This window comes from Inhella sp., assembly GCF_041912635.1.
Lineage (GTDB): Bacteria > Pseudomonadota > Gammaproteobacteria > Burkholderiales > Burkholderiaceae_C > Inhella.
In genome coordinates this window covers 1-19,692 of record NZ_JAYRMO010000015.1, presented here as the reverse complement: position 1 = coordinate 19,692, position 19,692 = coordinate 1, and the positions used below count along the sequence as shown (strand labels likewise).

Genomic DNA, 19,692 nt, shown 5'->3' with positions numbered 1-19,692 from the left:
GACCCGCCATGAGCCAAACCGCTTCCCGCCGCCAGTTCCTGCGCAGCGCCGCCGCGCTCTCGGCCGTTGGCCCGGCCACGCCGCTGGCGCTCAGCCTTGCCGGCTTGGGCACCCTGGCCAACCAATCGGCCCAGGCGGCCGATGTCTCCACCGGCTACCGTGCCCTGGTCTGCCTGTACCTGCATGGCGGCAGCGACATGCACAACTGGGTGGTGCCAACCGACAGCGCCAACTACGCACCCTATGCCGCCGCCCGACGCGAGCTCGCCGTGCCGCTGGCCAGCCTGCAGCCCATCAGCCAGAACCGCCAGGCCAGCGGTCGCAGCTTCGGCATGCCGGCCGAGCTGGCGCCGCTGCGCGCGCTCTACGAAGGGGGCCGTGCCGCCGTGCTGGCCAATGTGGGTCCGCTGCAGCGACCGGTCAGCAAGACCGACTTCCAGCAGGGCCGCAACCTGCCGCCCAAGCTCTTCTCGCACAACGACCAGACCTCGGCCTGGCAGTCCTTGCAGGCCGAGGGCGCGCCCAGCGGCTGGGGTGGGCGCATGGGCGACATCCTGATGTCCGCCAACGCCCAGCCAGTGTTCACGGCCATCTCGGTCAGTGGCAATGCCGTGTTCCTCAGTGGCGCGCAGGCGGTGCAATACCAGGTGGGCAGCGAGGGGCCGGTGGGCGTGCGGGGCCTGAGCAACAGCTGGACCCTGGGTTCGTCCCAGCTGGCCGGCGTGCTGCGCCGCACCCTGGTGGCGGCAGGCAACGACCCCTATTCGGCCGAGTACGCGGCGGTGATGCGCCGCTCGCTGGACACCAGTGCCGCCCTGCAGGCCGCGCTGGCGCAGACCCAGACCGCGGCCTTGCCGACGACGCCCGTGCAACTGGGCGCGGCCAACGCGGTGACGCTGGCCAATGACGGCCTGGCCAAGCAGCTGCGCATGGTGGCGCGCCTGGTGGAAAGCGGCCAGCGCCTGGGTCTGCGCCGCCAGGTCTTCATGGTGTCGCTCGGCGGCTTTGACACCCACAACAGCCAGCTGCGCGACCAACCCAACCACATGGCGCGCGTGGCGCTGTCGGTGGACTGGTTCATGCAGGCCCTCACCGCCTTGGGCCTGCAGAACCAGGTCACGCTCTTCACGGCCTCGGAATTTGGTCGCACCCTGGTGAGCAATGGCGACGGCAGCGACCACGGCTGGGGCTCGCACCATTTCGTCGTCGGCGGTGCCGTGCGCGGCCGCAACATCTACGGCAACTTCCCGGTCACGGCACTGGGAACGGCCGACGACGTGGGCTCGGGCCGCCTGCTGCCGAGCACAGCCGTCACGCAGCTGGGCGCCGAGCTGGGCCGCTGGATGGGCCTGAGCGCCACCGAGCTGCCCTACGTTCTGCCCAATCTGGGCAATTTCTCCAGCACGCCCTTGGGCGTGCTGGGTTGATCAGGCTTTCAGAAGGTCGACTTCGAAGCAGAGCGTGGCGTTCGGCGGGATGACGCCGCCGGCGCCGCGCGCGCCATAGCCCAGCTCGGGCGGGATGATCAGCACGCGGGTGCCGCCTTCCTTCATGCCCTGCACGCCCTCGTCCCAGCCGCGGATCACTTCGCCGCCGCCGAGGTGGAAGTGGAAGGGCTGGCCGCGGTCCTTGCTGCTGTCGAACTTGGCGCCCTTTTCGCCGTCTTTCCACAGCCAGCCGGTGTAGTGCACGCGCACGGTGCGGCCGGCTTGGGCTTCGGCGCCTTCACCGACGGTGGTGTCTTCAAATTGCAGGCCGCTGGGCAGGGTGTTCATGGAATGGCTCCGGTCAAAAGGGCGCGATTGTCGCGGCCCAGGCCCGGGTGGCGGCGTGGAGCCACTCAGGCAGCGTGGCGGACGCGGGCATGCCCTGCAGACCGAGGGCCGTGGCGGCGGCCTGCAGCGCCTGCAGGGGTTGGCTGCTGTCGAAGGCGGCGGCGCCGTTCTGCTTGGAGAGCTTCTGGCCATCGGCCGCCAGCACCAGGGGCAGGTGCAGGTAGCGCGGCGTGGGCAGGCCCAGCGCCTGTTGCAGCTGGATCTGGCGGGGCGTGTTGTCGGCCAGGTCCTCGCCGCGTACCACGTCGGTGATGCCTTGCTCGGCGTCGTCCACCACCACCGCCAACTGGTAGGCCCACAGGCCATCAGCGCGCCGCAGCACGAAGTCGCCCACGGCCTGGGCCACATCCTGCTGCTGGAGGCCCAGGCGGCGGTCCTGCCAGTGCACCACGCCCGCCGGCACCCGGAAGCGCCAAGCGCGCGCTGGCCGGCCGCGCAGGCCGCCGTTCTCGGGCCGGCAGGTGCCGGGGTAGACCCGCTCGCCATGCCTTGCGCGCTCGCCCTGGGCGGCGGCGAGTTCCTTGCGCGTGCAGGCGCAGGGGTAGGCCAGGTCGGCGGCGATGAGGCGCTGCAGCGCCTGCTCGTACAGCGCCTCGCGCTGCGACTGCCAGCTCGGTGGCGCGTCGGCTCGCAGGCCCAGGGCATCGAGCTGGCGCAGGATGAGCTGGTCGGTGCCGGGCGGGCAGCGCGGCCGGTCGACATCCTCGATTCGCACCAGCCAGCGCCCCTGGTGGGCGCGCGCATCCAGCCAGCTGCCCAGCGCCGCCAGCACCGAGCCGGCGTGCAGCGGCCCCGTCGGCGACGGAGCGAAACGACCGACGTAGGCCATCAGAGCCGGTGGTGTTCGAGCAGGGCGCGCCGCGTGGCCTCGCTCTTGAGCTGCTGCAGCCACCAGCTCAGGGCCTTGCCGGGCGGCTGCGCGCCCACGCGCCAGGCGTAGTGCAGGGTGATGCGGCGGTCGTCAAAGGTGGTCTTGCGTACCAGCAGGCCGCGCTCCAGGGGTTCGCGCACCATGGGCTCGGGCAGCCAGCCGCAGCCCAGGCCACGCAGCGTGGCTTCGAGCTTGCTCTGCAGCGTGGGCAGGGTCAGCACGTCCTGACCGGGCACCACGCCCAGCGTCATTTGGGTGAGCTGGCGGGCGGTGTCGGCCACGGCAATGATGCGGTGCTGGGCGATCTGCTGCGCCGTCAGCGCCTCGTCCACAGCGGCCAGCGGGTGGCTGGGGGCGATGACGAACACGAAGCCCAGCTCACCGATGACCTCGCAGCTGATGTGCGAGCCCGGCGGCGAGGAATTGGTGCCGATGGCCAAATCGGCCTGGCCGGACACCAGGGCCTCCCAGGTGCCGGACAGCACCTCGGTGCGCACGCGCAAGCGCGTGGGCGGGTGCTCGGGGCCGCTGGCGGGCTTGCCCGGCGCATGCGGGCAGGGCTCGATCTGCTGGGTCTGGAAGGACTGGATCAGGTCGAACAGTGGTGCGCGGGCGATGACGTCATCGGCAGCGATCGTCAGCTCGGCCTCCCAGCCGGTGGCGATGCGCTTGACGCGGTTGGCCACGGCATCGATCTCGATCAGCAGGCGGCGGCCTTCGAGCAGCAGCTCCTGGCCGGCGGCGGTGAGCTGGGCGTGGCGCGCGCTGCGGTCGAACAGCAGCACGTCCATGGCGTCTTCGAGTTGGCGCACCGAGTAGGTCAGGGCCGAGGGCACCTTGCCCAGTTCGCGTGCGGCGCCGGCAAAACTGCCGGTGCGGGCAATCGCGTCCACCATGGCGAGGGCGTCGGGCGTGAGGACGCTGCGCTTGTCGGCGATGTGCATGGCTCAGCCTGGGTTTAAAGGATTTGAACGACCTCGTCATCCTGCCTTGCCCACCGGGCGGGGCGCAGCCCCTAGAGTGAGGGCATTCCCTAGGAGCTCTGCCATGCAAACGGTCTTTCGTTCCGAACAGCGCGGTGCCGCCAACCACGGTTGGCTGCAGGCCAAGCACAGCTTTTCCTTTGCCGACTGGTACGAGCCCAGCCGCATGGGCTTCGGCGTGCTGCGTGTCATCAACGAAGACCGCGTGGCGCCGCACAGTGGTTTTGGCACGCATGGCCACCGGGACATGGAGATCGTCACCTACATCCTGGACGGCGAGCTCTCGCACAAGGATTCGATGGGCAACGGGGAAGCCGGCGGCGCCCATGCCGGGGTGATCCGCCCGGGCGAAATCCAGCGCATGAGCGCCGGCAGCGGCGTGCTGCATAGCGAGATGAACCACAGCGCCGCACCCGTGCACCTGCTGCAGATCTGGCTGCTGCCGCGCAGCCGCGGAGGTGCGCCGGGTTATGAGCAGGCGGCGATCGAGCCGGCCAGCCTGCGCGGCCGCCTGGGCCTGCTGGCCGCACCCGAAGGTGGGCTGGTGGCCATCAATTCGGACGCGCGCCTGTTCGCCGGCCGCTTCGATGGCGCCGAACAGGCCGAGCTGACGCTGGCCCCGGGCCGCCTGGCTTATTTGCATGTGGCGCGCGGCAGCCTGGTGGTGAATGGCGAGCGCCTGGCCGCGGGCGATGCGCTGCAACTGGAGCCGGGGGCCGGCGCCGCGCTGCGCCTGCAGTTCGAGCAGGGCGAGCAGGCCGAGGTGCTGGTGTTCGACCTCGGCCGCTGAAACACCCGCTTACCCGCACCCCGTGGTTCGCTCCACGGGGTGCGAGGGACACTCCTGCGCCGCGTCGAGCGGGAGTTCCCATGTCCAGCCCCATTTCCAGAAGCGCTTCGAACCCACGCCTGCCGCTGCTGGCCGGCCTGCTTTGTCTGCTGGCCGCCTGCGGTGGCGGCGGCTCCAACCCGGCACCCGTACCGGCACCGTTGCCGGCGCCCCAGAGCCTGACGCTGAGCGGCACCGCGGCGGTGGGTCTGGCGCTGGCGAATGCCAGCGTGCAGGCCAAGTGCGCGGGTGCTGAGGCCACGGCCACCACAGCGGCCGATGGCGGCTTCCGCCTGCAGCTCAGCGGCGCCAGCCAGCCCTGCTTGCTGCGCGTGAGCGCGAGCGACGGCACCCGCCTGCACTCGCTCGCCCTGGGGGCGGGCGAGCAGGCGCTGGCCAACATCACTCCGCTGACCGAGCTGCTGGTGCTGCGCGCCAGCCGCAAGGACGCCGCCAGCCTGTTTGACGGCTTCAACCCGGCCAGCGCGCCCAGCTCCGCCGAGGTGCGCGCTGCCGAGAGCGACGTGCGCCGCCTGCTCAACGGCGTGGTGGACCTGAGCGCGCTGCCGGACCTGGTGGCCACGCCCCTGAAGGCCGCCACGCCCGGCCAGCCCTCGACCGACCCGCAGGACAAGCTGCTGGACGCTCTGAAGGAACGCGCCAGCGCCGAGCAATGGAGCGGCTGGGCGCGCCTGCTGGCCAGCGGTGGGCCCTTGCCTGAACCCGCCGCCTTCGTGCCCACCCTGGCGCTGGCAGAAAACAAGCTCACGCTCGCAGCCGGGCAAAGCCATCGCTTCACGGCGATTACCAATTACCCGCCGAATGTGCGCTACCTGCGCCAGCCGCTGCGCTGAAGCGTGGTGGAGGCGGGGGGCGGCAGCATCGACGCCCTGAGCGGTGCCTACCAGGCCCCGGCCCAGCCCGGCACTTATCACGTCCAGGTGGTGCGGGACGACTTCGCCGGCATCGGGGCCACGGTGGAGGTGACCGTGCTGGCGCGCGATGCCTTCGTGCCGCGCCTGAGCGTGCCAGCGCCCGAGCTCAGCCTGCGCGTGGGCCAGAGCTGGCGCTTCAGTGCGGACACCAACTACCCGCCCAACGTCATGTACATCCGCCAGCCGGTGCGCTGGTCGGTGCTGGAGGCCGAGGGCGGCCGCATCGATGCCCTGAGCGGCCAGTACACGGCGCCACCGCAGGTGGGCCAGTACCACGTGCGGGTGGAGCGCGAGGACTTCCCCGGCGTGAGCGCGCAGATCAGTGTGCAGGTGCAGGCCTGGGAGGTGCTGAACCTGCACCGCGGCTTGGTCGAGGCTGCGCCGAGCGAGCAGCGGGTCGTCCGCAGTGCCGCCGAGTTCAAGGCCCTGGTGGACGCCTGGCAGCTGCAGAGCAGCCCCTACCGCCCGGCGCCGCAGGTGGACTTCGGCCAGGACATGGTGCTGGCCATTGCCGAGCAGGGCAGCAGCGGCTGTGCCTCGTTGGAGATCGCGGACGTGCGTGCCGAGGCCGGCAAGCTGCTGGTGGCTTACCGCGAGCGCCCCATCCCGCCCGGCATCGCCTGCACCGCGGTCATCACCTACCCGGTGCTGCTGGTGGCCTTGCCGCGCAGCGAGCTGCCGGTTGAGTTCGCACGGCGCCCTTGAGCTGCCACGCCCCATGCTCCCCCGCCCAACGCCCGCGACAGCGGGCGTTTTCATTTCAGCGCCGCACTGGGGGCAACGCGGATGGCTTCAGCCCGGCTCTCCCATACACTTGAAACGACGTTTTAAGTAAATTAATGCGATAGGTTCAATATGGAGACCATCCGGGTTGCCGCCGTGGGCGAATGCATGCTGGAGCTGCAGGGGCCGGCCTTTGGCCAACTGCGCCAGCACTACGGCGGAGACACCTTCAATGCCGCCTGCTACCTGGCGCGTTGCGGCCCGGCGAAGGTCAGCTACGCCAGCGCGCTGGGTGATGACAGCCTGAGCGAGGCCCTGTTGCAGCGCTGGGGCGGCGAGGGCCTGGAGCTCTCGCTGGTGCGCCGGCTGCCTGGGCGCCGGCCGGGCCTGTACCAGATCGAGCTGGATGCACAGGGCGAGCGCCGCTTCCACTTCTGGCGCGGCCAAAGTGCCGCGCGCGACTACTTCGACTGCACCGAGCCGACCCCGCTGGAGCAGGCCGAGGGCGGGCTCGATGCGCTGCTGTTCTCGGGCATCAGCCTGGCCATCCTGCCGGACGCCGGGCGCGAGCGCCTGCTGCAGCTGGCGGCGCGCCTGCGGGCTGCCGGCCGCTGGGTGGCCTTCGACAACAACTACCGCCCCATCCTGTGGCGCGATGCAGCCACGGCGCGGCATTGGTTCGAGCGCGCCTTCGCCGTGGCCTCGCTGGCGCTGATCACCACCGATGACCACCAGGCCCTGTTCGATCTGCCCAGCGCCGCGGCCGCCGTGGCGGCCGCGCAAGACCTGGCGGTGCCCGAGCTCGTGCTCAAGCGCGGTGCCGCGCCCACGCTGGTGCGCGGCGCGGGCGCGTGGACCGAGGTGCCCACCCAGCCCGTGGCGCGTGTGGTGGATACCACCGCCGCTGGGGACTCCTTTGCCGGCGGCTACCTCAGCCGCCGCCTGCGCGGTGAAGCGCCGGCGCAGGCGGCCGACTTCGGCAACCGCCTGGCCGCGCGCGTGATCCAGCACCCCGGGGCGGTGATTCCGCGCGAGGCGATGCAGGATTTGCTCTGACTCTGCTCTAGCGCGATCGCCAGAGCCGCCAGATCGTGTGCGCATTGGTGGCGGCCAGCACCGCCTCCAGTGCCGTGCCGCCAATCGAGCCCACGAGCAGGTTGTTCAGCAGCCAGAGCAGGGTGCCCACCAGCATCAGCGCGCGCATGCGCAGGCCCTGCAGGAAGAACAGCGCAAAGGTACCGATGCAGCTGGCGGCGATCGGCAGCAGCGAGAGCCAGCCTTGCATCAGCCAAAGCCCCAGGCCGGCCGAGAGGGCCATGAAGCCCAGGCCCAGCGCCGCGCTGCGCGCCTTCAAAGACGCCAATGAGCGCAGCAGCGAGACCGTGGTGCTGGCCACCGCGGTGGGTTGGCCCAGCAGCCAGAAGTGGCCGATGTAGGCCGCGCATTCGGCCGCCATGAAGAGCTTGAAGCGGCGGTCGTCGGTCTGCGCGAAACAGGCCACGCCGAAGACAAAAGCGGCGTAGCCCAGCAGCTGGGCGGGGCTCAGCAGCGCGTCCATCGGGGCTTCAAGCTCAGGGCCGCAGGGTGAGGCCCGCCGCCAGCTCGGGCCGCAGGCGCAGCAGGCCGTCGCGCACTTGGGCGGCGAACAGGGCGGCACCCTGGGGGCCGAGGTGGGTGCGGTCAAAGCGCGGTGGGGCCTCGGCCAGCGCGTCCGCCCCGGCCTGGCCCAGGGCCTGCACGGTGGCGTGGCTGCTGGCGTTCAGGTCCAGCACCGGCACCCCCAGCTCGGCGCCCACGCGCAGCGTGGCCTCGGCCCAGGGGCGCAAGTCGTTCGGCAGGGCGCCTTCCTTGAAGCTGCGGCGCGCCAGGGGGGTGATCAGCAGTACCTGGCCGCCCGCGGCCCGCAGCTCCTGCACATACGCGGCCAGGTTGGGGCCGAACTCGGTGGCCAGATCGGTGCTGCGGCCGGGCTTGCCAGGTTGGTCGTTGTGGCCGAACTGGATCAGCACCAGGTTCTGCTGCGGCGCGCCGGTCTCGTTCAGTAGCGCCAGCACGGTCTGCCACAGGCCTTCGGCGCGGTAGCTTTTGCTGCTGCGCCCGCCGCGCGCCAGGTTCAGGCAGGGCAGCTGCTGGAACTCAGCGCACAGGGCATTGCCGTAGCCGCTGCGGGGCGCCAGGGTGGAGTCGCCCACCAGGATCAGGCGCGGGCCGGCGGGCGGGCTGCCCTGGGCCGCAGCGGCGGCGCCGAACGCCAGCGCCGCCAGCAGCGCCGCGCACTTAGAACTTGTAGCGCGCCCCAAGCAGGAACTCCCGGCCGGTGACGTGATAGACCACCGAGCTGTTGCGCGCGCGGCTGATGAACTGGTCGTTGGCCTCGTTGGTGAGGTTCACGCCCTCCAGCGTCAGGTCCAGGTTCTTGTTGAGCTTGTAGGTCAGCGAGAGGTCCACATTGCTGCTGCCGTTCTTGCCCTCGACGTCGTTGTTGTTCTGGCCCGGCACGCGGGTCAGGAAGGCGGAGCGCTTGGAGAGCGAGACGCGGGCGCTGAACTCGCCGTCGTCGTAGTACAGCGTGGCGTTGCTGGACTTGGGGCTCATGTTGAGCAGGTCGTCCACGATGGTGGCGTTGCTGGTGGGCGAGACCAGGTAGGTGATCTTGCTCTTCACCTGCGTGTAGTTCAGCAGCACGCCGAAGTGCTTGCCCCAACCGGGCAGGAAGCTCAGCGGCTGCTGGATGTTGATCTCGAAGCCCTGCAACTTGCCGCCGTCGGTATTGATGGGGGAGGTGAACTGGAACACCTCGTCGCCGGTGAAGTTGCTGGGCAGCAGGGAGAGCGGCAAGCCGGTCTCCTTGAAGGCCATATTGGTGCGCAGGCTCTGGATGTAGGTGCTGATGTTCTTCTGGAACAGGCCCAGGCCGATGAAGGCGCTCTTGCCGTGGTACCACTCCAGGCTGGTGTCGAAGGTCTTGGCGCGGAAGGGCTTGAGGTAGGGGTTGCCGGCCGTGATGCTGAGCGTGCCGGTGGTGGCGATGGAGCCGCCCGGGTTCAGATTGCCCAGCTGGGGGCGCGACATGGCCTTGGCAGCGGCCACGCGCAGCAGCAGCTCGGGCGTGAGCGTGGCGCTGAGGTTGAGCGAGGGCAGGGTGTCGCTGTAGCGGTTGGTGGTGGTGACCTCGGTGCCGCCGCCGATCGACTGGTAGCCGGTGGCGACCTGCTCGGTCCTGACGTAGCGCACGCCCACATTGCCGTCCACGCGGATGCCGAAGGGGCGCTGCGTGAACTCGGCCATCAGGTAGGCGCCCTGGTCGGTTTCCTGCACGGCGCGGTTGTTGCCGCGCGCATTGCCATTGGTGGTGGAGCTGAGCGTGAAGTCGCCGGGGCCGCCGGCCGGGCCGCTCTTCAGGCAGTTGCAGTAGATGTCGTAGGCGGCGGCGATGGCGCGCAGGTCGGGAATCAGCCAGGTGGTGGGCGTGCCCTCGGGCAGGCTCAGGCCCTTGCCGAAGCCGCTGAGTTGGGTGGTGAGCGCGCTGCCGGTGGCCGGGGCGAACACGGTGTCGTTCTGGTTGATGCGCCGGAATTCGTAGGTGTCGAAGCGGTACTTCTTGTGCTGGGCGCCGGCCTTGAGCGTCAGCTGATTGGGCAGGGCGTCCCAGACGAGATCGGCCTGGCCGATCTCGTTGACGTTGTTGGCGCCCTGGGGGCGGATGCGGATCTCGCTGGTGGTGGTGTTGGGCACCGTGGTGGGCTGGGTGCCGCTGGCCACCACCGGCACGCCCACGATCTGCAGGGCGCCACCCGCCTGCGCGGGGTCGAAGGGGTAGGCGATGACGGGCAGGCGGTCGTTGGCGCGGAAGTCCAGCACATAGCCGTTGACGTTCAGCGCATCCAGCGTGGTGGTGGTCTGCACCGGGTTGCGGAACTTGCTGTCGGCGCGGCCGATCTTCACTGCGCCGCGCAGGGTGTCGGTGAACTCATGCTCCACCGTCAGGCTGGGCTGGGTGAAGGTGGTCGTGAGTTCGTCGAAGCGCGATTCGGAGCGGATGTCCACGCCGTTGTAGCGGCCGTAGAGCAGGGCGCCATTGGCGGCGTACTCGGCCTGCAGCACGCTGGTCTGGGGCTTGCCGCCCTGGGCGGCGGTGCGGCTGAAGCTGATGGCTTCGAGGAAGTCTTCCTGGCGCGTGGCGTCCAGCTTGGAGTACAGCAGGTCCAGGCTGACGAGGGTGGTGTCGGCCGGGCGCCATTGGGCCGAGGCGGTCAGGCCCAGGCGGTCCTGGTCGTGCGTCAGGCGCCCGTAGCGCGGCAGGCGGGGGTGGAAGTTGGCGGCGCTGCTGGCGAGGTTGTAGTCGGCGGTGTTCTCGGCGCTGGCGGGCAGGCGGCCCACGCCCTGGGCGCTGGGGCCGCAGCTGGTGGCCGTGCTGTTGGCGGGGTTGTTGGTCACGCCGTTGGGGGCGCACCAGCCGCCGGAGGAGGCGCCGTTGTCCCAGCGCACGGTGGAGAAGCCTTCCTCGAACAGGCGGCGTTTGGAGTAGGCGCCAGACACGAGCAGGCCGAGGGTTTCGTTGGCCCAGGTGTTGGAGACCAGGAAGGCCAGGCGCGGGTCGGTCTCGCCGCTGAGGTCGTTGTACTTGGCCTTCACCGAACCGGTGGCCACGAAGCGCTTCAGGTCGAAGGGCCGGGCGGCCTGCAGATCCACGGTGGCGCCCAGCGAGCCCTCGTCCACATCGGCCTGGTTGCTCTTGCGCACCGTCAAGCTGTTGAAGAGTTCGGCGGCGAAGACGTTGAAGTCGAAGCCGCGGCTGCGGTTGGCGCCGCCGCTGCTGTCGGTGCCGCCGGTGGTGGCCAGGGCCTCGATGCCGTTGATGCGCACGCGGGTGAAGTCAGCCCCCAGGCCGCGCACGGTGATGTTGCGGCCCTCGCCGGCGTCGCGGTCGATCACCACGCCGGGGATGCGCTGCAGGGATTCGGCCAGATTGGTGTCGGGGAACTTGGCGATGTCCTCGGACTTGATGACGTCGACGATGCCCTTGTCCTGGCGCTTGGCGTTCAGGGCGGATTCGAGCGAGGCGCGGATGCCGGTGACGACGACGGCATCCAGCTGGGTCTTCTCGTCCTTGGCCGGCGGGGTTTGCGCCAGGGCGGCGGCGCTGGCCAGCAGGCTGGCGGCCAGGGCCACGGGGTGGGGCTTGAGGGTGGGCATCACGGGTCTCCAGGTGCGTGTGGCGCGGCGGCGAAGGGGCGCGGCCGGCGGGTTCGTTCTGGGGCGCACGCAGGGCACCCGGTGTTCAGGGTCGGGGCGGCTGCAGTGCCGGCCCGGCCATCCGGTTTCTGTTCAGAGGTAGTCGTCGCGGCGGGGCGAGAACTGGTCCAGCAGGGTGGCGCCGGCGTCCAGGGCCTTCACGCCATGCAGCGTCAGGCGCGGCGCCACGAAGGCGTCGCCCGGCTTGAGCACGCGTGTCACGCCGCCCACCTCGCACTCGAAGCGGCCCTTGAGGACGAAGGCAATCTGATCGTGCGCATCGTGGGCATGGGGCGTGCCGACGGCGCCTTCGTCAAACTGCACCAGCACCGACATCAGCTCGGGCGTGTGGCCGACGATCTTGCGGCGGATGCCGTCGCCCAGCTCGGTCCAGGGCGTGTCCGCGTCAATGAAATAAGGGCTCATGGAACGGTGTTTCGCTTTACGTTGTGGCGGACTATAGCGGTCTCGTGCAAAAGTGGAACAGCGGTTCACTAATTGAAAACCATGATTCCGCGGTTTCGCCGCCAGCACCTATGCTGCGAGCCAGCGCGAGTTCGGAACTGCGTTTCAACTCATCCGATCCAGCCAAGGACACCCCATGGAAATCCGTCAACCCATTCATAGCGAACACGCCCGCAGCCTGGATACCGCCGGCCTGCGCCGTCACTTCCTGGTAGAGACCCTGTTCCAGCCCGACCAGGCGACGCTGACCTACAGCCAGATCGATCGCATCATCGTGGGCGGCATCCAGCCGGTGACGAAGGCCGTCGCCTTCGCGGCCGAGCTGGGCAAGCACACCGGCACCGATTTCTTCCTGCAGCGCCGCGAGCTGGGCCTGATCAACATCGGCGGCGCGGCGCGCGTGACGGTGGATGGCACGGTGTTCGAAATCGGCGCCCGCGAGGCGCTGTACGTGGGGCAGGGCGCCCGCGAGCTGGCCTTTGAGTCGGTCGATGCCGCTCAACCCGCCAAGCTCTACTTCAACAGCGCGCCGGCGCACACCAGCTACCCCACCCGCAAGGTGACGCAGGCCGAGGCCAGCCCCGAGACCCTGGGCAGCGCCGAAACCAGCAACCGCCGCACCATCTACAAATACCTGGTGCCGGACGTGTTGCCCACCTGCCAGCTGCTGATGGGCCTGACCCAGCTGGAGAGCGGCAGCCTGTGGAACACCATGCCCTGCCACACGCACGACCGCCGCATGGAGGTCTACTTCTACTTCGACATGAGCGAGGACGCGGTGGTCTTCCACATGCTGGGCGAGCCCACCGAGACGCGCCATGTGGTGGTGCGCAACGAGCAGGCCGTCATCAACCCGAGCTGGTCCATCCACAGCGGCGTGGGCACGCGCGCCTACACCTTCATCTGGGGCATGGTGGGAGAGAACCAGGTCTTCAAGGACATGGACCACGTGCCCATGACCACCCTCCGCTAAGGCCTGCCATGGTGCTCGAACACTTTCAGCTGGCCGGCAAGACGGCCATCGTCACCGGCTGCAACACCGGCCTGGGCCAGGGCATGGCCGTGGCGCTGGCGCAGGCGGGGGCCGACATCGTCGGCGTCAATGTCTCCGCGCCCGAGGACACGCGCCGCCAGGTCGAGGCCCTGGGCCGGCGCTTCCTGGACCTGCGCGCCAACCTGGCGGACATCGCCTGCATCCCCGATCTCATCACCCAGGCCAAGACCCTGAATGGCGAGGTCCACATCCTGGTGAACAACGCCGGCATCATCCGCCGCGAGGATGCGATCAAGTTCAGCGAGGCCGATTGGGACGATGTCATCGACCTCAACCTGAAGTCGGTGTTCTTCCTGTCGCAGGCGGTGGCCAAGACCTTCCTGGCCCAGGGCAAGGGCGGCAAGATCATCAACATCGCCTCGATGCTCAGCTTCCAGGGCGGCGTGCGCGTGCCCTCGTACACGGCGAGCAAGAGCGGCGTCATGGGCATCACCCGGCTGATGGCCAACGAATGGGCGCAGCACGGCATCAATGTCAACGCCATCGCCCCCGGCTACATGGCCACCAACAACACCGCCGCGCTGCGGGCGGATGAGGCGCGCAACGCCTCCATCCTGGAGCGCATCCCGGCCGGCCGCTGGGGCAGACCGGAGGATCTGGGCGGGCCGGTGGTGTTCCTGGCTTCGCAGGCGTCGGATTACGTCAACGGCTACACGGTGGCGGTTGACGGTGGCTGGTTGGCACGGTGAAAGCCTGCGTCGCTGACCCGCACCGAGCCCTCCGCTGAGCGGCGGATTCACAGTCACTGATCGACCCACCGTGTACGAAAACAAGCGCCTCGGCTTCCTGTTCGTATTGCCCTTCGTGCTGGGGGTGCTGCTGTTCAAGCTCTTCCCCTTCGTGATGAGCTTTGCGCTCAGCTTCACGCAGTACGACCTGATCGACCCGCCCGAGTGGGTGGGGCTGCGCAATTACGCCGAGCTGGCCACGGCGGATCCGCTGTTCACCAAGTCGCTCGGCGTCACGCTTTGGTTCGCCGTGCTGGCCGTGCCCTTGCGCGTGGGCTTTGCGCTCTTCATCGCCCATGTGCTGAATTTCAAGCTGCGCGGCATCAATGCCTTTCGCGCGGCGTTCTACATCCCGTCCATCCTGGGCGGCAGCATTGCCACGGCGGTGCTGTGGCGCTTTCTGTTCGCCAAGAACGGGCTCGTCAATCTGGTGCTGGCGCAGCTGGGGATGGAGCCCATTGCCTGGCTGGCCGATGAGCACTACTCGATGTGGACCGTGGTGCTGCTCTTCACCTGGCAGTTCGGCTCGGCCATGGTGATCTTTCTGGCCGCCTTGCAGAACGTGCCGACCTCGCTCTACGAAGCCGCCGAGATCGACGGTGCCAGCAAGACCCAGCAGTTCTGGCGCATCACCGTGCCGCTCATCACGCCGGTGATCTTCTTCAACCTGATCATGCAGATGGTGCACGCGTTCCAGGAGTTCAACGGCCCCTACATGATCACCGAGGGCGGCCCGCTGCACTCCACCTACGTGCTGGCGCTCTACATCTACGACCAGAGCTTCCGTTTCTTCAACTTGGGCTACGGCGCGGCGCTGAGCTGGGTGCTGTTCGCGCTGGTGGGGGGCCTGGCCCTGCTGTCCTTCTGGAGCAGCAAGTACTGGGTGTTCTATGCCGGGGAAAAGGAGAGCAAGAAGTGAAGGCGCCCAAGACCCCGTGGCTGCGCTACCTCACGCTCGCCGCCGTGGCGGCGGTGATGCTCTATCCGCTGATCTGGCTGATCGGCGCCTCGTTCAAGAGCAATAGCGAGATCTTTGCCTCGGCTGGCTTCTGGCCCAGCCAGTTCGATTTCGGCGCGTATGCCAAGGGCTGGAAGACCAGCACCGAGTACACCTTCGCGACCTACTTCCTGAACAGCTTCCTGATCACCATCCCGCGCATCGTCGTGACGGTGATCAGCTGCGTGCTGGTGGCCTACGCCTTCGCGCGCTTCGAGTTCTGGGGCAAGAAGCTGCTCTTCAGCATCATGATCGCCACCATGATGCTGCCGCTGATCGTGCTGCGGCTGCCGCAGTACCTGGTGTTCCGCGAGATCGGCTGGCTGGACAGCTACCTGCCGCTGATCGTCCCCTCAGCCTTCGCCACCGACACCTTCTTTGTCTTCATGCTGGTGCAGTTCCTGCGCGGCATCCCGCGCGACATGGAAGAGGCCGCGCAGATCGACGGCTGCAACGCGCTGCAGCTGCTCTGGCACATCGTGGTGCCGCTGCTCAAGCCGGCCATCATTTCCGTCATCGTGTTCCAGTTCATCTGGACGATGAACGACTTCATGGGCCCGCTGATCTACCTGGCCTCGGTGGAGAAATACCCGGTCAGCCTGGCGCTCAAGATGAGCATCGGCGCCACCGAGGAAGTTGAGTGGGCCAACGTCATCGCCATCTCGGTGGTGGCCCTGATTCCGTCCGTGCTGGTGTTCTTCGCCGCGCAGAAGCATTTCATCGAGGGCGCCACCAGCAGTGGCGTGAAGGGATAAGTCGTGGCGGCAGTCACCCTGAGCAAGATCGAGAAGGTCTACCCCAACGGCTTCAAGGCTGTGCATGGCGTGGACCTGGAGGTGAAGGACGGCGAGTTCATGGTCTTCGTCGGCCCTTCGGGCTGCGCCAAGTCCACGCTGCTGCGCATGGTGGCGGGGCTGGAGTCCATCAGCGGCGGTGAGCTGCGCATCGGCAACCGCGCGGTGAACGACTTGGCGCCCAAGCAGCGCGGCATTGCCATGGTGTTCCAGAACTACGCGCTGTACCCGCACATGACGGTGTACGAGAACCTCGCCTTCGGCCTGCGCCTGGCCAAGACGCCCAAGGCCGAGCTGGACCAACGCGTGCGCCATGCCGCCACGCTGCTGGAAATGGAGCACCTGCTGGAGCGCTACCCCAAGCAGCTCAGCGGCGGCCAGGCGCAGCGCGTGGCGGTGGGCCGCGCCATCGTCAAGAAGCCCGAGGTGTTCCTGTTCGACGAGCCGCTCTCCAATCTGGACGCCAAGCTGCGCGCCGCCATGCGCGTGCGCCTGACCGAGCTGCACCGCAGCTTGCGCGAGGCCGGCCAGCCCGCCACCACCATTTACGTGACGCACGACCAGACCGAGGCCATGACCATGGGCGAGCGCATCTGCGTGCTCAAGGGCGGCGTGATCCAGCAGGTCGACACCCCCACGGCGCTGTACGAGCGGCCGGCCAATGCTTTCGTGGCCGGCTTCATCGGCTCGCCCGAGATGAACCTGTTCCAGACGCCGCGCGAGGGCGACACGGTGGGCCTGGGCACGCTGCGCCTGCCGCTGCCCGCCGGCCGCTTTCGGCCCTCCAGCGGCCCGGTGCAGTTCGGCCTGCGCCCCGAGCACATCGGCCTGCAGGCCGGCGCGCACAGCGTCGCCGTGCCGGCCCAGCTGCGTTTTTGCGAGCACATGGGGGCCGAGGTCTACCTGCATGCCGAGGCGCAGGGCCAGGCCTTCAGCGCGCGTGTGCCGGCCGAGCAGGGCGCAGCCCTGATGAACCTGGCACGCGGCTCTACGCTGACGCTGCAGTTCCAGATGCAGCACGCGCAGCTCTTCGCTGCGGACGAGGCCGGCGCCTCTTTCCTGGCATGAAGCGCCGCCTGGTTCTCGGCCTCGGGGCCGTCGCCCCCTTCGTCCATGCCCAGACGGAACGCGTGCTGCGCTTCGCCTGGTGGGGGGGCAGCAGCCGCCACCAGGCCACGCTGGCCGCGCTGCGCCTGTTCGAGCGCCGCCACCCCGGCCTGCGCGTCAAGGCCGAGTACATGGGCTTCAACGGCTATCTGGAGCGCCTGACCACGCAGATCGCCGGCCGCTCCGAGCCCGATCTCATGCAGATCAACTGGGCCTGGCTGGCGATGTTCAGCAAGCGCGGCAACGGCTTTGCCGACCTGCACGCCCAGGCCCGCCGCCTGCAGCTGGACCAGTTCAGCCCGGCCGACCTGGCTTATGGCGAGGTGGCCGGCAAGCTCAATGCCCTGCCCACCTCCTTCAGCGCGCGCGTGATGCTGTGGAACCGCCTCAGCTTCCAGCGCGCCGGGCTGGCCCTGCCCACGAACTGGGATGAGCTCTTCGCCAGCGGCCGCGCCTTCCGCAAGGCATTGGGCGAGGGCCATTACCCGCTGGACGGCGAGCTCTACGACATGATGCTGCTGTCCCAGAGCTGGGTGCAGCAGCGCCACGGCACGCCCTTCGTGGACCCCGACGCGCGTCGCATCGCCATGAGCGAGGCCGCGGCGCTGGACTGGGTGCGCTGCTACCGCCGGCTGGTGGATGAGCAGGTGTGCACCCCGCTGCCCCTGCGCGCCAGCCTGGGCGGGGCCGAGAAGCCCACTGAGCAGCAGCCCGACTGGGTGGCCGGCCGCTGGGCCGGCAACTACACCTGGGATTCGCTCATCGGCCTGCGGGCTTCCACGCTGCCCAGCGCCGACCAATTGGCCTTGGGCGAGTTCCCGACCCTGCCCGGCGCCCAGGACAGCGGCCTGTTCGGCCGCCCCACCGTGATGTACGCCGTGGGCCGCAGCAGCGCGCAGGCCGAATGGGCGACGCGCCTGATGAACTTCCTGCTCTGCGACCCCGAGGCCGCCAAGTTGCTGGGCCGCACGCGCGGCCTGCCCTCGGCGCGCAGCGCGCTGGAGGTGCTGAGAGCCCAGGGTGGACTTCCCCCGCTGGAACTGGCCGCCCACGAGCAGATCCGCGCCCAGCGCGAGGCCGGTCGCCTGCGCCACCCCGCGCCGCTGTTCGAGCACGCCCGCTTCCTCAAGTTCATGCGCGAGGTCTTCGAGACCGTCGCGTACGCCAAGACCACCGACCAGGACGCCGCCCGTCGCCTGGTGCGCGAGGGCAACGCCCTGCTTCACCGCCTATGAAACACCTCGAACGCCCGCTGCAATTCGTCACCCGGCAGGACCCGGACACCGGCGCCCGCGTGACGCGCCTGACGCCGTTGGACGTGGCCAGCCACCGCACCTACTTCTATCAAAAGTGCTTCACCAACGACGGGCGCCGGCTCGTCTACGGCGCAGCCTACGAAGGCGGTAAGGACTTCAACTACCACCTGCTCGACCTGGACCGCCAGGTCAGCACCCAGCTCACCGACCAGCCTGGCGAGAACAGCTTCGGCGGCTTCCTGAGCCCGGACGACCGTCACCTCTACTTCGTGCGCCAGGAGCGCCAGCTGGTCCGCCTGGCGCTGGCCGATTTGAGCGAAGAGGTCGTCTACACCGTGCCCGCCGGCTGGGTGGGTTATGGCACCTGGGTGGCCAACTCGGCCTGCACGCGCATGGTGGGCATCGAGATCCATGCCGACGACTGGTTCCCTCTGAGCGATTGGCAGAAGTTCCACCAGATGTTCCATGCCAAGCCGCGCTGCCGGCTGATCCGCATCGACCTGGCCACCGGCGAGCGCAGCGTCATCCTGGAACAGCAGGGCTGGTTGGGCCACCCGCAGTACCGGCCCTTTGACGACCACACCGTGGCCTACTGCCACGAGGGCCCGCACGATCTTGTGGACGCACGCATGTGGTTCATCAACGAGGACGGCACGAACCGCCGCTGCGCCAAGGTGCACGCCGAGGGCGAGAGCTGCACGCACGAGTTCTGGGTGCCCGATGGCTCGGCCATGGTCTATGTGTCCTACCGCAAGGGCGAGCGCGAGCGCTGGATCCGTAGCCTGGACCCGCTGACCCTGCAGGACCGCGTGCTGACCCAGATGCCGCCCTGCTCGCACCTGATGAGCAACCCGGACGGCACGCTCTTGATCGGCGACGGCTGCGGCTCGCCCGCCGACGTGGCCGATGGCGCGGCCCATGAAATCCGCACCGATCCCTTCCTGCACCTGTTCGACCTGAAGGCCGGCAGCACCCGCCGCGTGGCGCGGCACGACAGCAGCTGGGGCGTCTACAAGGGCAACCGCCAGGTCACGCACCCGCACCCCTCGTTCACGCCGGACGAGACGCAGGTGCTGTTCAGCTGCGATGCCGAGGGCGAGCCCGCGCTGTACCTCGCTGATTTGGCCGATCCGACATGAAGGCCTGGCTGCTGACCGTGATGGTGGCGCTCTTGCTGGGTACGGCCTGGGCTCAGGAACGACCGCAGCTGAGTGCGGAGCAGGCCGCCGCCTTCACGCGGGAAGCCTGGCTGGGCGACTGGACGCCCGAGCCCGACAGCGCGCGCGCGCAATGGCCGGCCGACGCCGTGCTGCGCCCCGGCCAATCCCTGCAGGCTCTGCTGGACGCCTTGCCTCCGTCCAGCGGTGCGCGCCGCTACGTGCGCATCGAACCCGGCGAGTATCGCGGCCCGGTCTGCCTGCGCGGCCTCGGGCCCCTCACGCTCTATGGCGTGGGCGAGCCCGGTGCGGTGCGCCTGGTCGACAACCGTCACGCCGGCCAGGCCAAGTCCCCCGAGGCGGCGGCCCAGCCCTGCGTGCCGGGCTGGGGCCAGCGCAGCGTGGGCACGGCCGGCAGCGCCACCCTGGTCATCGCCCAGGACGAAGTGCGCCTGGCCGGCCTGACGGTGGCCAACGACGCCCTGGAGGGCGTGCGCGCCGGCCAGGGCTACCCGAGCGGCGCGGGCGAGAGCGGTGGTGCCCAGGCCGTGGCCCTGCTGACGCGCGGCGACCGCATCCAGCTCGATGCGGTGAGCCTGCTGGGCCACCAGGACACCTTCTATGCCGACGGCCCCGGCCGCGTGCGCGTGGCGCACAGCCGCATCGCCGGCGATGTGGACTTCATCTTCGGCAGCGCGCGCCTGCTGATCGAGCACAGCCTGA

The 19,692-nt window shown here is 69.2% G+C and carries 20 protein-coding genes; 13 read left to right on the top strand and 7 right to left on the bottom strand.

Annotation, left to right across the window (positions count from 1 at the left end):
• The first annotated feature begins 8 nt into the window (after positions 1-8).
• A complete protein-coding gene (locus tag ACE3QP_RS10435) occupies positions 9-1,427 on the top strand; it encodes a DUF1501 domain-containing protein (protein WP_374435853.1) in 1,419 nt (472 codons plus the stop codon).
• Here ACE3QP_RS10435 and ACE3QP_RS10430 read toward each other — a convergent pair whose 3' ends face one another.
• The 3 genes from ACE3QP_RS10430 to ACE3QP_RS10420 are packed head-to-tail and all read right to left on the bottom strand — an operon-like array spanning position 1,428 to position 3,644.
• Positions 1,428-1,775 carry an FKBP-type peptidyl-prolyl cis-trans isomerase gene (locus ACE3QP_RS10430; RefSeq protein ID WP_198112387.1) on the bottom strand — a complete coding sequence of 116 codons (348 nt, stop codon included), beginning with the start codon at positions 1,773-1,775 and terminating at the stop codon, positions 1,428-1,430. It lies immediately after the preceding gene.
• A gap of 13 nt (positions 1,776-1,788) precedes the next feature.
• On the bottom strand, positions 1,789-2,664 hold the full coding sequence (gene gluQRS / locus ACE3QP_RS10425) for a tRNA glutamyl-Q(34) synthetase GluQRS (protein ID WP_374435851.1): 876 nt from the start codon (positions 2,662-2,664) through the stop codon (positions 1,789-1,791).
• Positions 2,664-3,644 carry a LysR family transcriptional regulator gene (locus tag ACE3QP_RS10420; protein WP_374435996.1) on the bottom strand — a complete coding sequence of 327 codons (981 nt, stop codon included), beginning with the start codon at positions 3,642-3,644 and terminating at the stop codon, positions 2,664-2,666. The genes gluQRS and ACE3QP_RS10420 overlap by 1 nt, the downstream gene beginning before the upstream one ends.
• Before the next feature lie 109 nt (positions 3,645-3,753).
• Between ACE3QP_RS10420 and ACE3QP_RS10415 the strand changes: the two genes are divergently transcribed.
• The 4 genes from ACE3QP_RS10415 (at position 3,754) to ACE3QP_RS10400 (ending at position 7,232) form a co-directional block, all read left to right on the top strand.
• Positions 3,754-4,479 (top strand): pirin family protein, encoded by a 726-nt coding sequence (locus ACE3QP_RS10415; protein ID WP_374435849.1) that lies wholly within the window; start codon positions 3,754-3,756, stop codon positions 4,477-4,479.
• Positions 4,480-4,559: 80 nt separating this feature from the next.
• Positions 4,560-5,372, top strand: a complete 813-nt coding sequence (locus ACE3QP_RS10410) for a hypothetical protein (protein WP_374435847.1) — start codon at positions 4,560-4,562, stop codon at positions 5,370-5,372.
• A 3-nt stretch (positions 5,373-5,375) separates the two neighbouring features.
• Positions 5,376-6,158: a hypothetical protein gene (locus ACE3QP_RS10405; RefSeq protein ID WP_374435845.1), complete on the top strand. Its 783-nt coding sequence runs from the start codon at positions 5,376-5,378 to the stop codon at positions 6,156-6,158.
• Between the two features lie 150 nt (positions 6,159-6,308).
• Positions 6,309-7,232, top strand: coding sequence for a sugar kinase (locus tag ACE3QP_RS10400; protein ID WP_374435843.1), 924 nt, complete (start codon positions 6,309-6,311; stop codon positions 7,230-7,232).
• A gap of 7 nt (positions 7,233-7,239) precedes the next feature.
• Here the strand turns inward: ACE3QP_RS10400 and ACE3QP_RS10395 are convergent, their stop codons facing one another.
• The 4 genes from ACE3QP_RS10395 to ACE3QP_RS10380 form a co-directional block, all read right to left on the bottom strand.
• Positions 7,240-7,734, bottom strand: coding sequence for a YgjV family protein (locus tag ACE3QP_RS10395; protein ID WP_374435840.1), 495 nt, complete (start codon positions 7,732-7,734; stop codon positions 7,240-7,242).
• Between the two features lie 13 nt (positions 7,735-7,747).
• Positions 7,748-8,476: a rhamnogalacturonan acetylesterase gene (locus ACE3QP_RS10390; RefSeq protein WP_374435838.1), complete on the bottom strand. Its 729-nt coding sequence runs from the start codon at positions 8,474-8,476 to the stop codon at positions 7,748-7,750.
• Positions 8,454-11,372, bottom strand: a complete 2,919-nt coding sequence (locus tag ACE3QP_RS10385; RefSeq protein ID WP_374435836.1) for a TonB-dependent receptor — start codon at positions 11,370-11,372, stop codon at positions 8,454-8,456. The genes ACE3QP_RS10390 and ACE3QP_RS10385 overlap by 23 nt, the downstream gene beginning before the upstream one ends.
• Before the next feature lie 132 nt (positions 11,373-11,504).
• Complete coding sequence (locus ACE3QP_RS10380) at positions 11,505-11,837, bottom strand: cupin domain-containing protein (protein ID WP_374435834.1); 333 nt, start codon at positions 11,835-11,837, stop codon at positions 11,505-11,507.
• Positions 11,838-12,012: 175 nt separating this feature from the next.
• On the opposite strand from ACE3QP_RS10380, the gene kduI reads away from it, so the two are divergent.
• From kduI to ACE3QP_RS10340, 8 genes are all read left to right on the top strand, one after another.
• A complete protein-coding gene (gene kduI / locus ACE3QP_RS10375; RefSeq protein ID WP_374435832.1) occupies positions 12,013-12,849 on the top strand; it encodes a 5-dehydro-4-deoxy-D-glucuronate isomerase in 837 nt (278 codons plus the stop codon).
• Between the two features lie 8 nt (positions 12,850-12,857).
• Positions 12,858-13,619, top strand: coding sequence for a 2-dehydro-3-deoxy-D-gluconate 5-dehydrogenase KduD (gene kduD, locus ACE3QP_RS10370; RefSeq protein ID WP_374435830.1), 762 nt, complete (start codon positions 12,858-12,860; stop codon positions 13,617-13,619).
• 70 nt (positions 13,620-13,689) lie between these two features.
• Positions 13,690-14,577, top strand: a complete 888-nt coding sequence (locus ACE3QP_RS10365; protein WP_374435828.1) for a carbohydrate ABC transporter permease — start codon at positions 13,690-13,692, stop codon at positions 14,575-14,577.
• Positions 14,574-15,410, top strand: a complete 837-nt coding sequence (locus tag ACE3QP_RS10360) for a carbohydrate ABC transporter permease (RefSeq protein ID WP_374435826.1) — start codon at positions 14,574-14,576, stop codon at positions 15,408-15,410. Before ACE3QP_RS10365 ends, ACE3QP_RS10360 begins: the two co-directional genes overlap by 4 nt.
• A gap of 3 nt (positions 15,411-15,413) precedes the next feature.
• Positions 15,414-16,517: an ABC transporter ATP-binding protein gene (locus ACE3QP_RS10355; RefSeq protein WP_374435825.1), complete on the top strand. Its 1,104-nt coding sequence runs from the start codon at positions 15,414-15,416 to the stop codon at positions 16,515-16,517.
• Positions 16,514-17,791, top strand: a complete 1,278-nt coding sequence (locus tag ACE3QP_RS10350) for an ABC transporter substrate-binding protein (protein WP_374435823.1) — start codon at positions 16,514-16,516, stop codon at positions 17,789-17,791. Before ACE3QP_RS10355 ends, ACE3QP_RS10350 begins: the two co-directional genes overlap by 4 nt.
• Entirely contained in the window at positions 17,788-18,951 is a 1,164-nt protein-coding gene (locus ACE3QP_RS10345) for an oligogalacturonate lyase family protein (protein WP_374435821.1), read from the top strand. Before ACE3QP_RS10350 ends, ACE3QP_RS10345 begins: the two co-directional genes overlap by 4 nt.
• Positions 18,948-19,692: pectinesterase family protein (locus ACE3QP_RS10340; RefSeq protein WP_374435819.1), on the top strand; the 745-nt coding region annotated here is incomplete at its 3' end. The genes ACE3QP_RS10345 and ACE3QP_RS10340, both read left to right, overlap by 4 nt.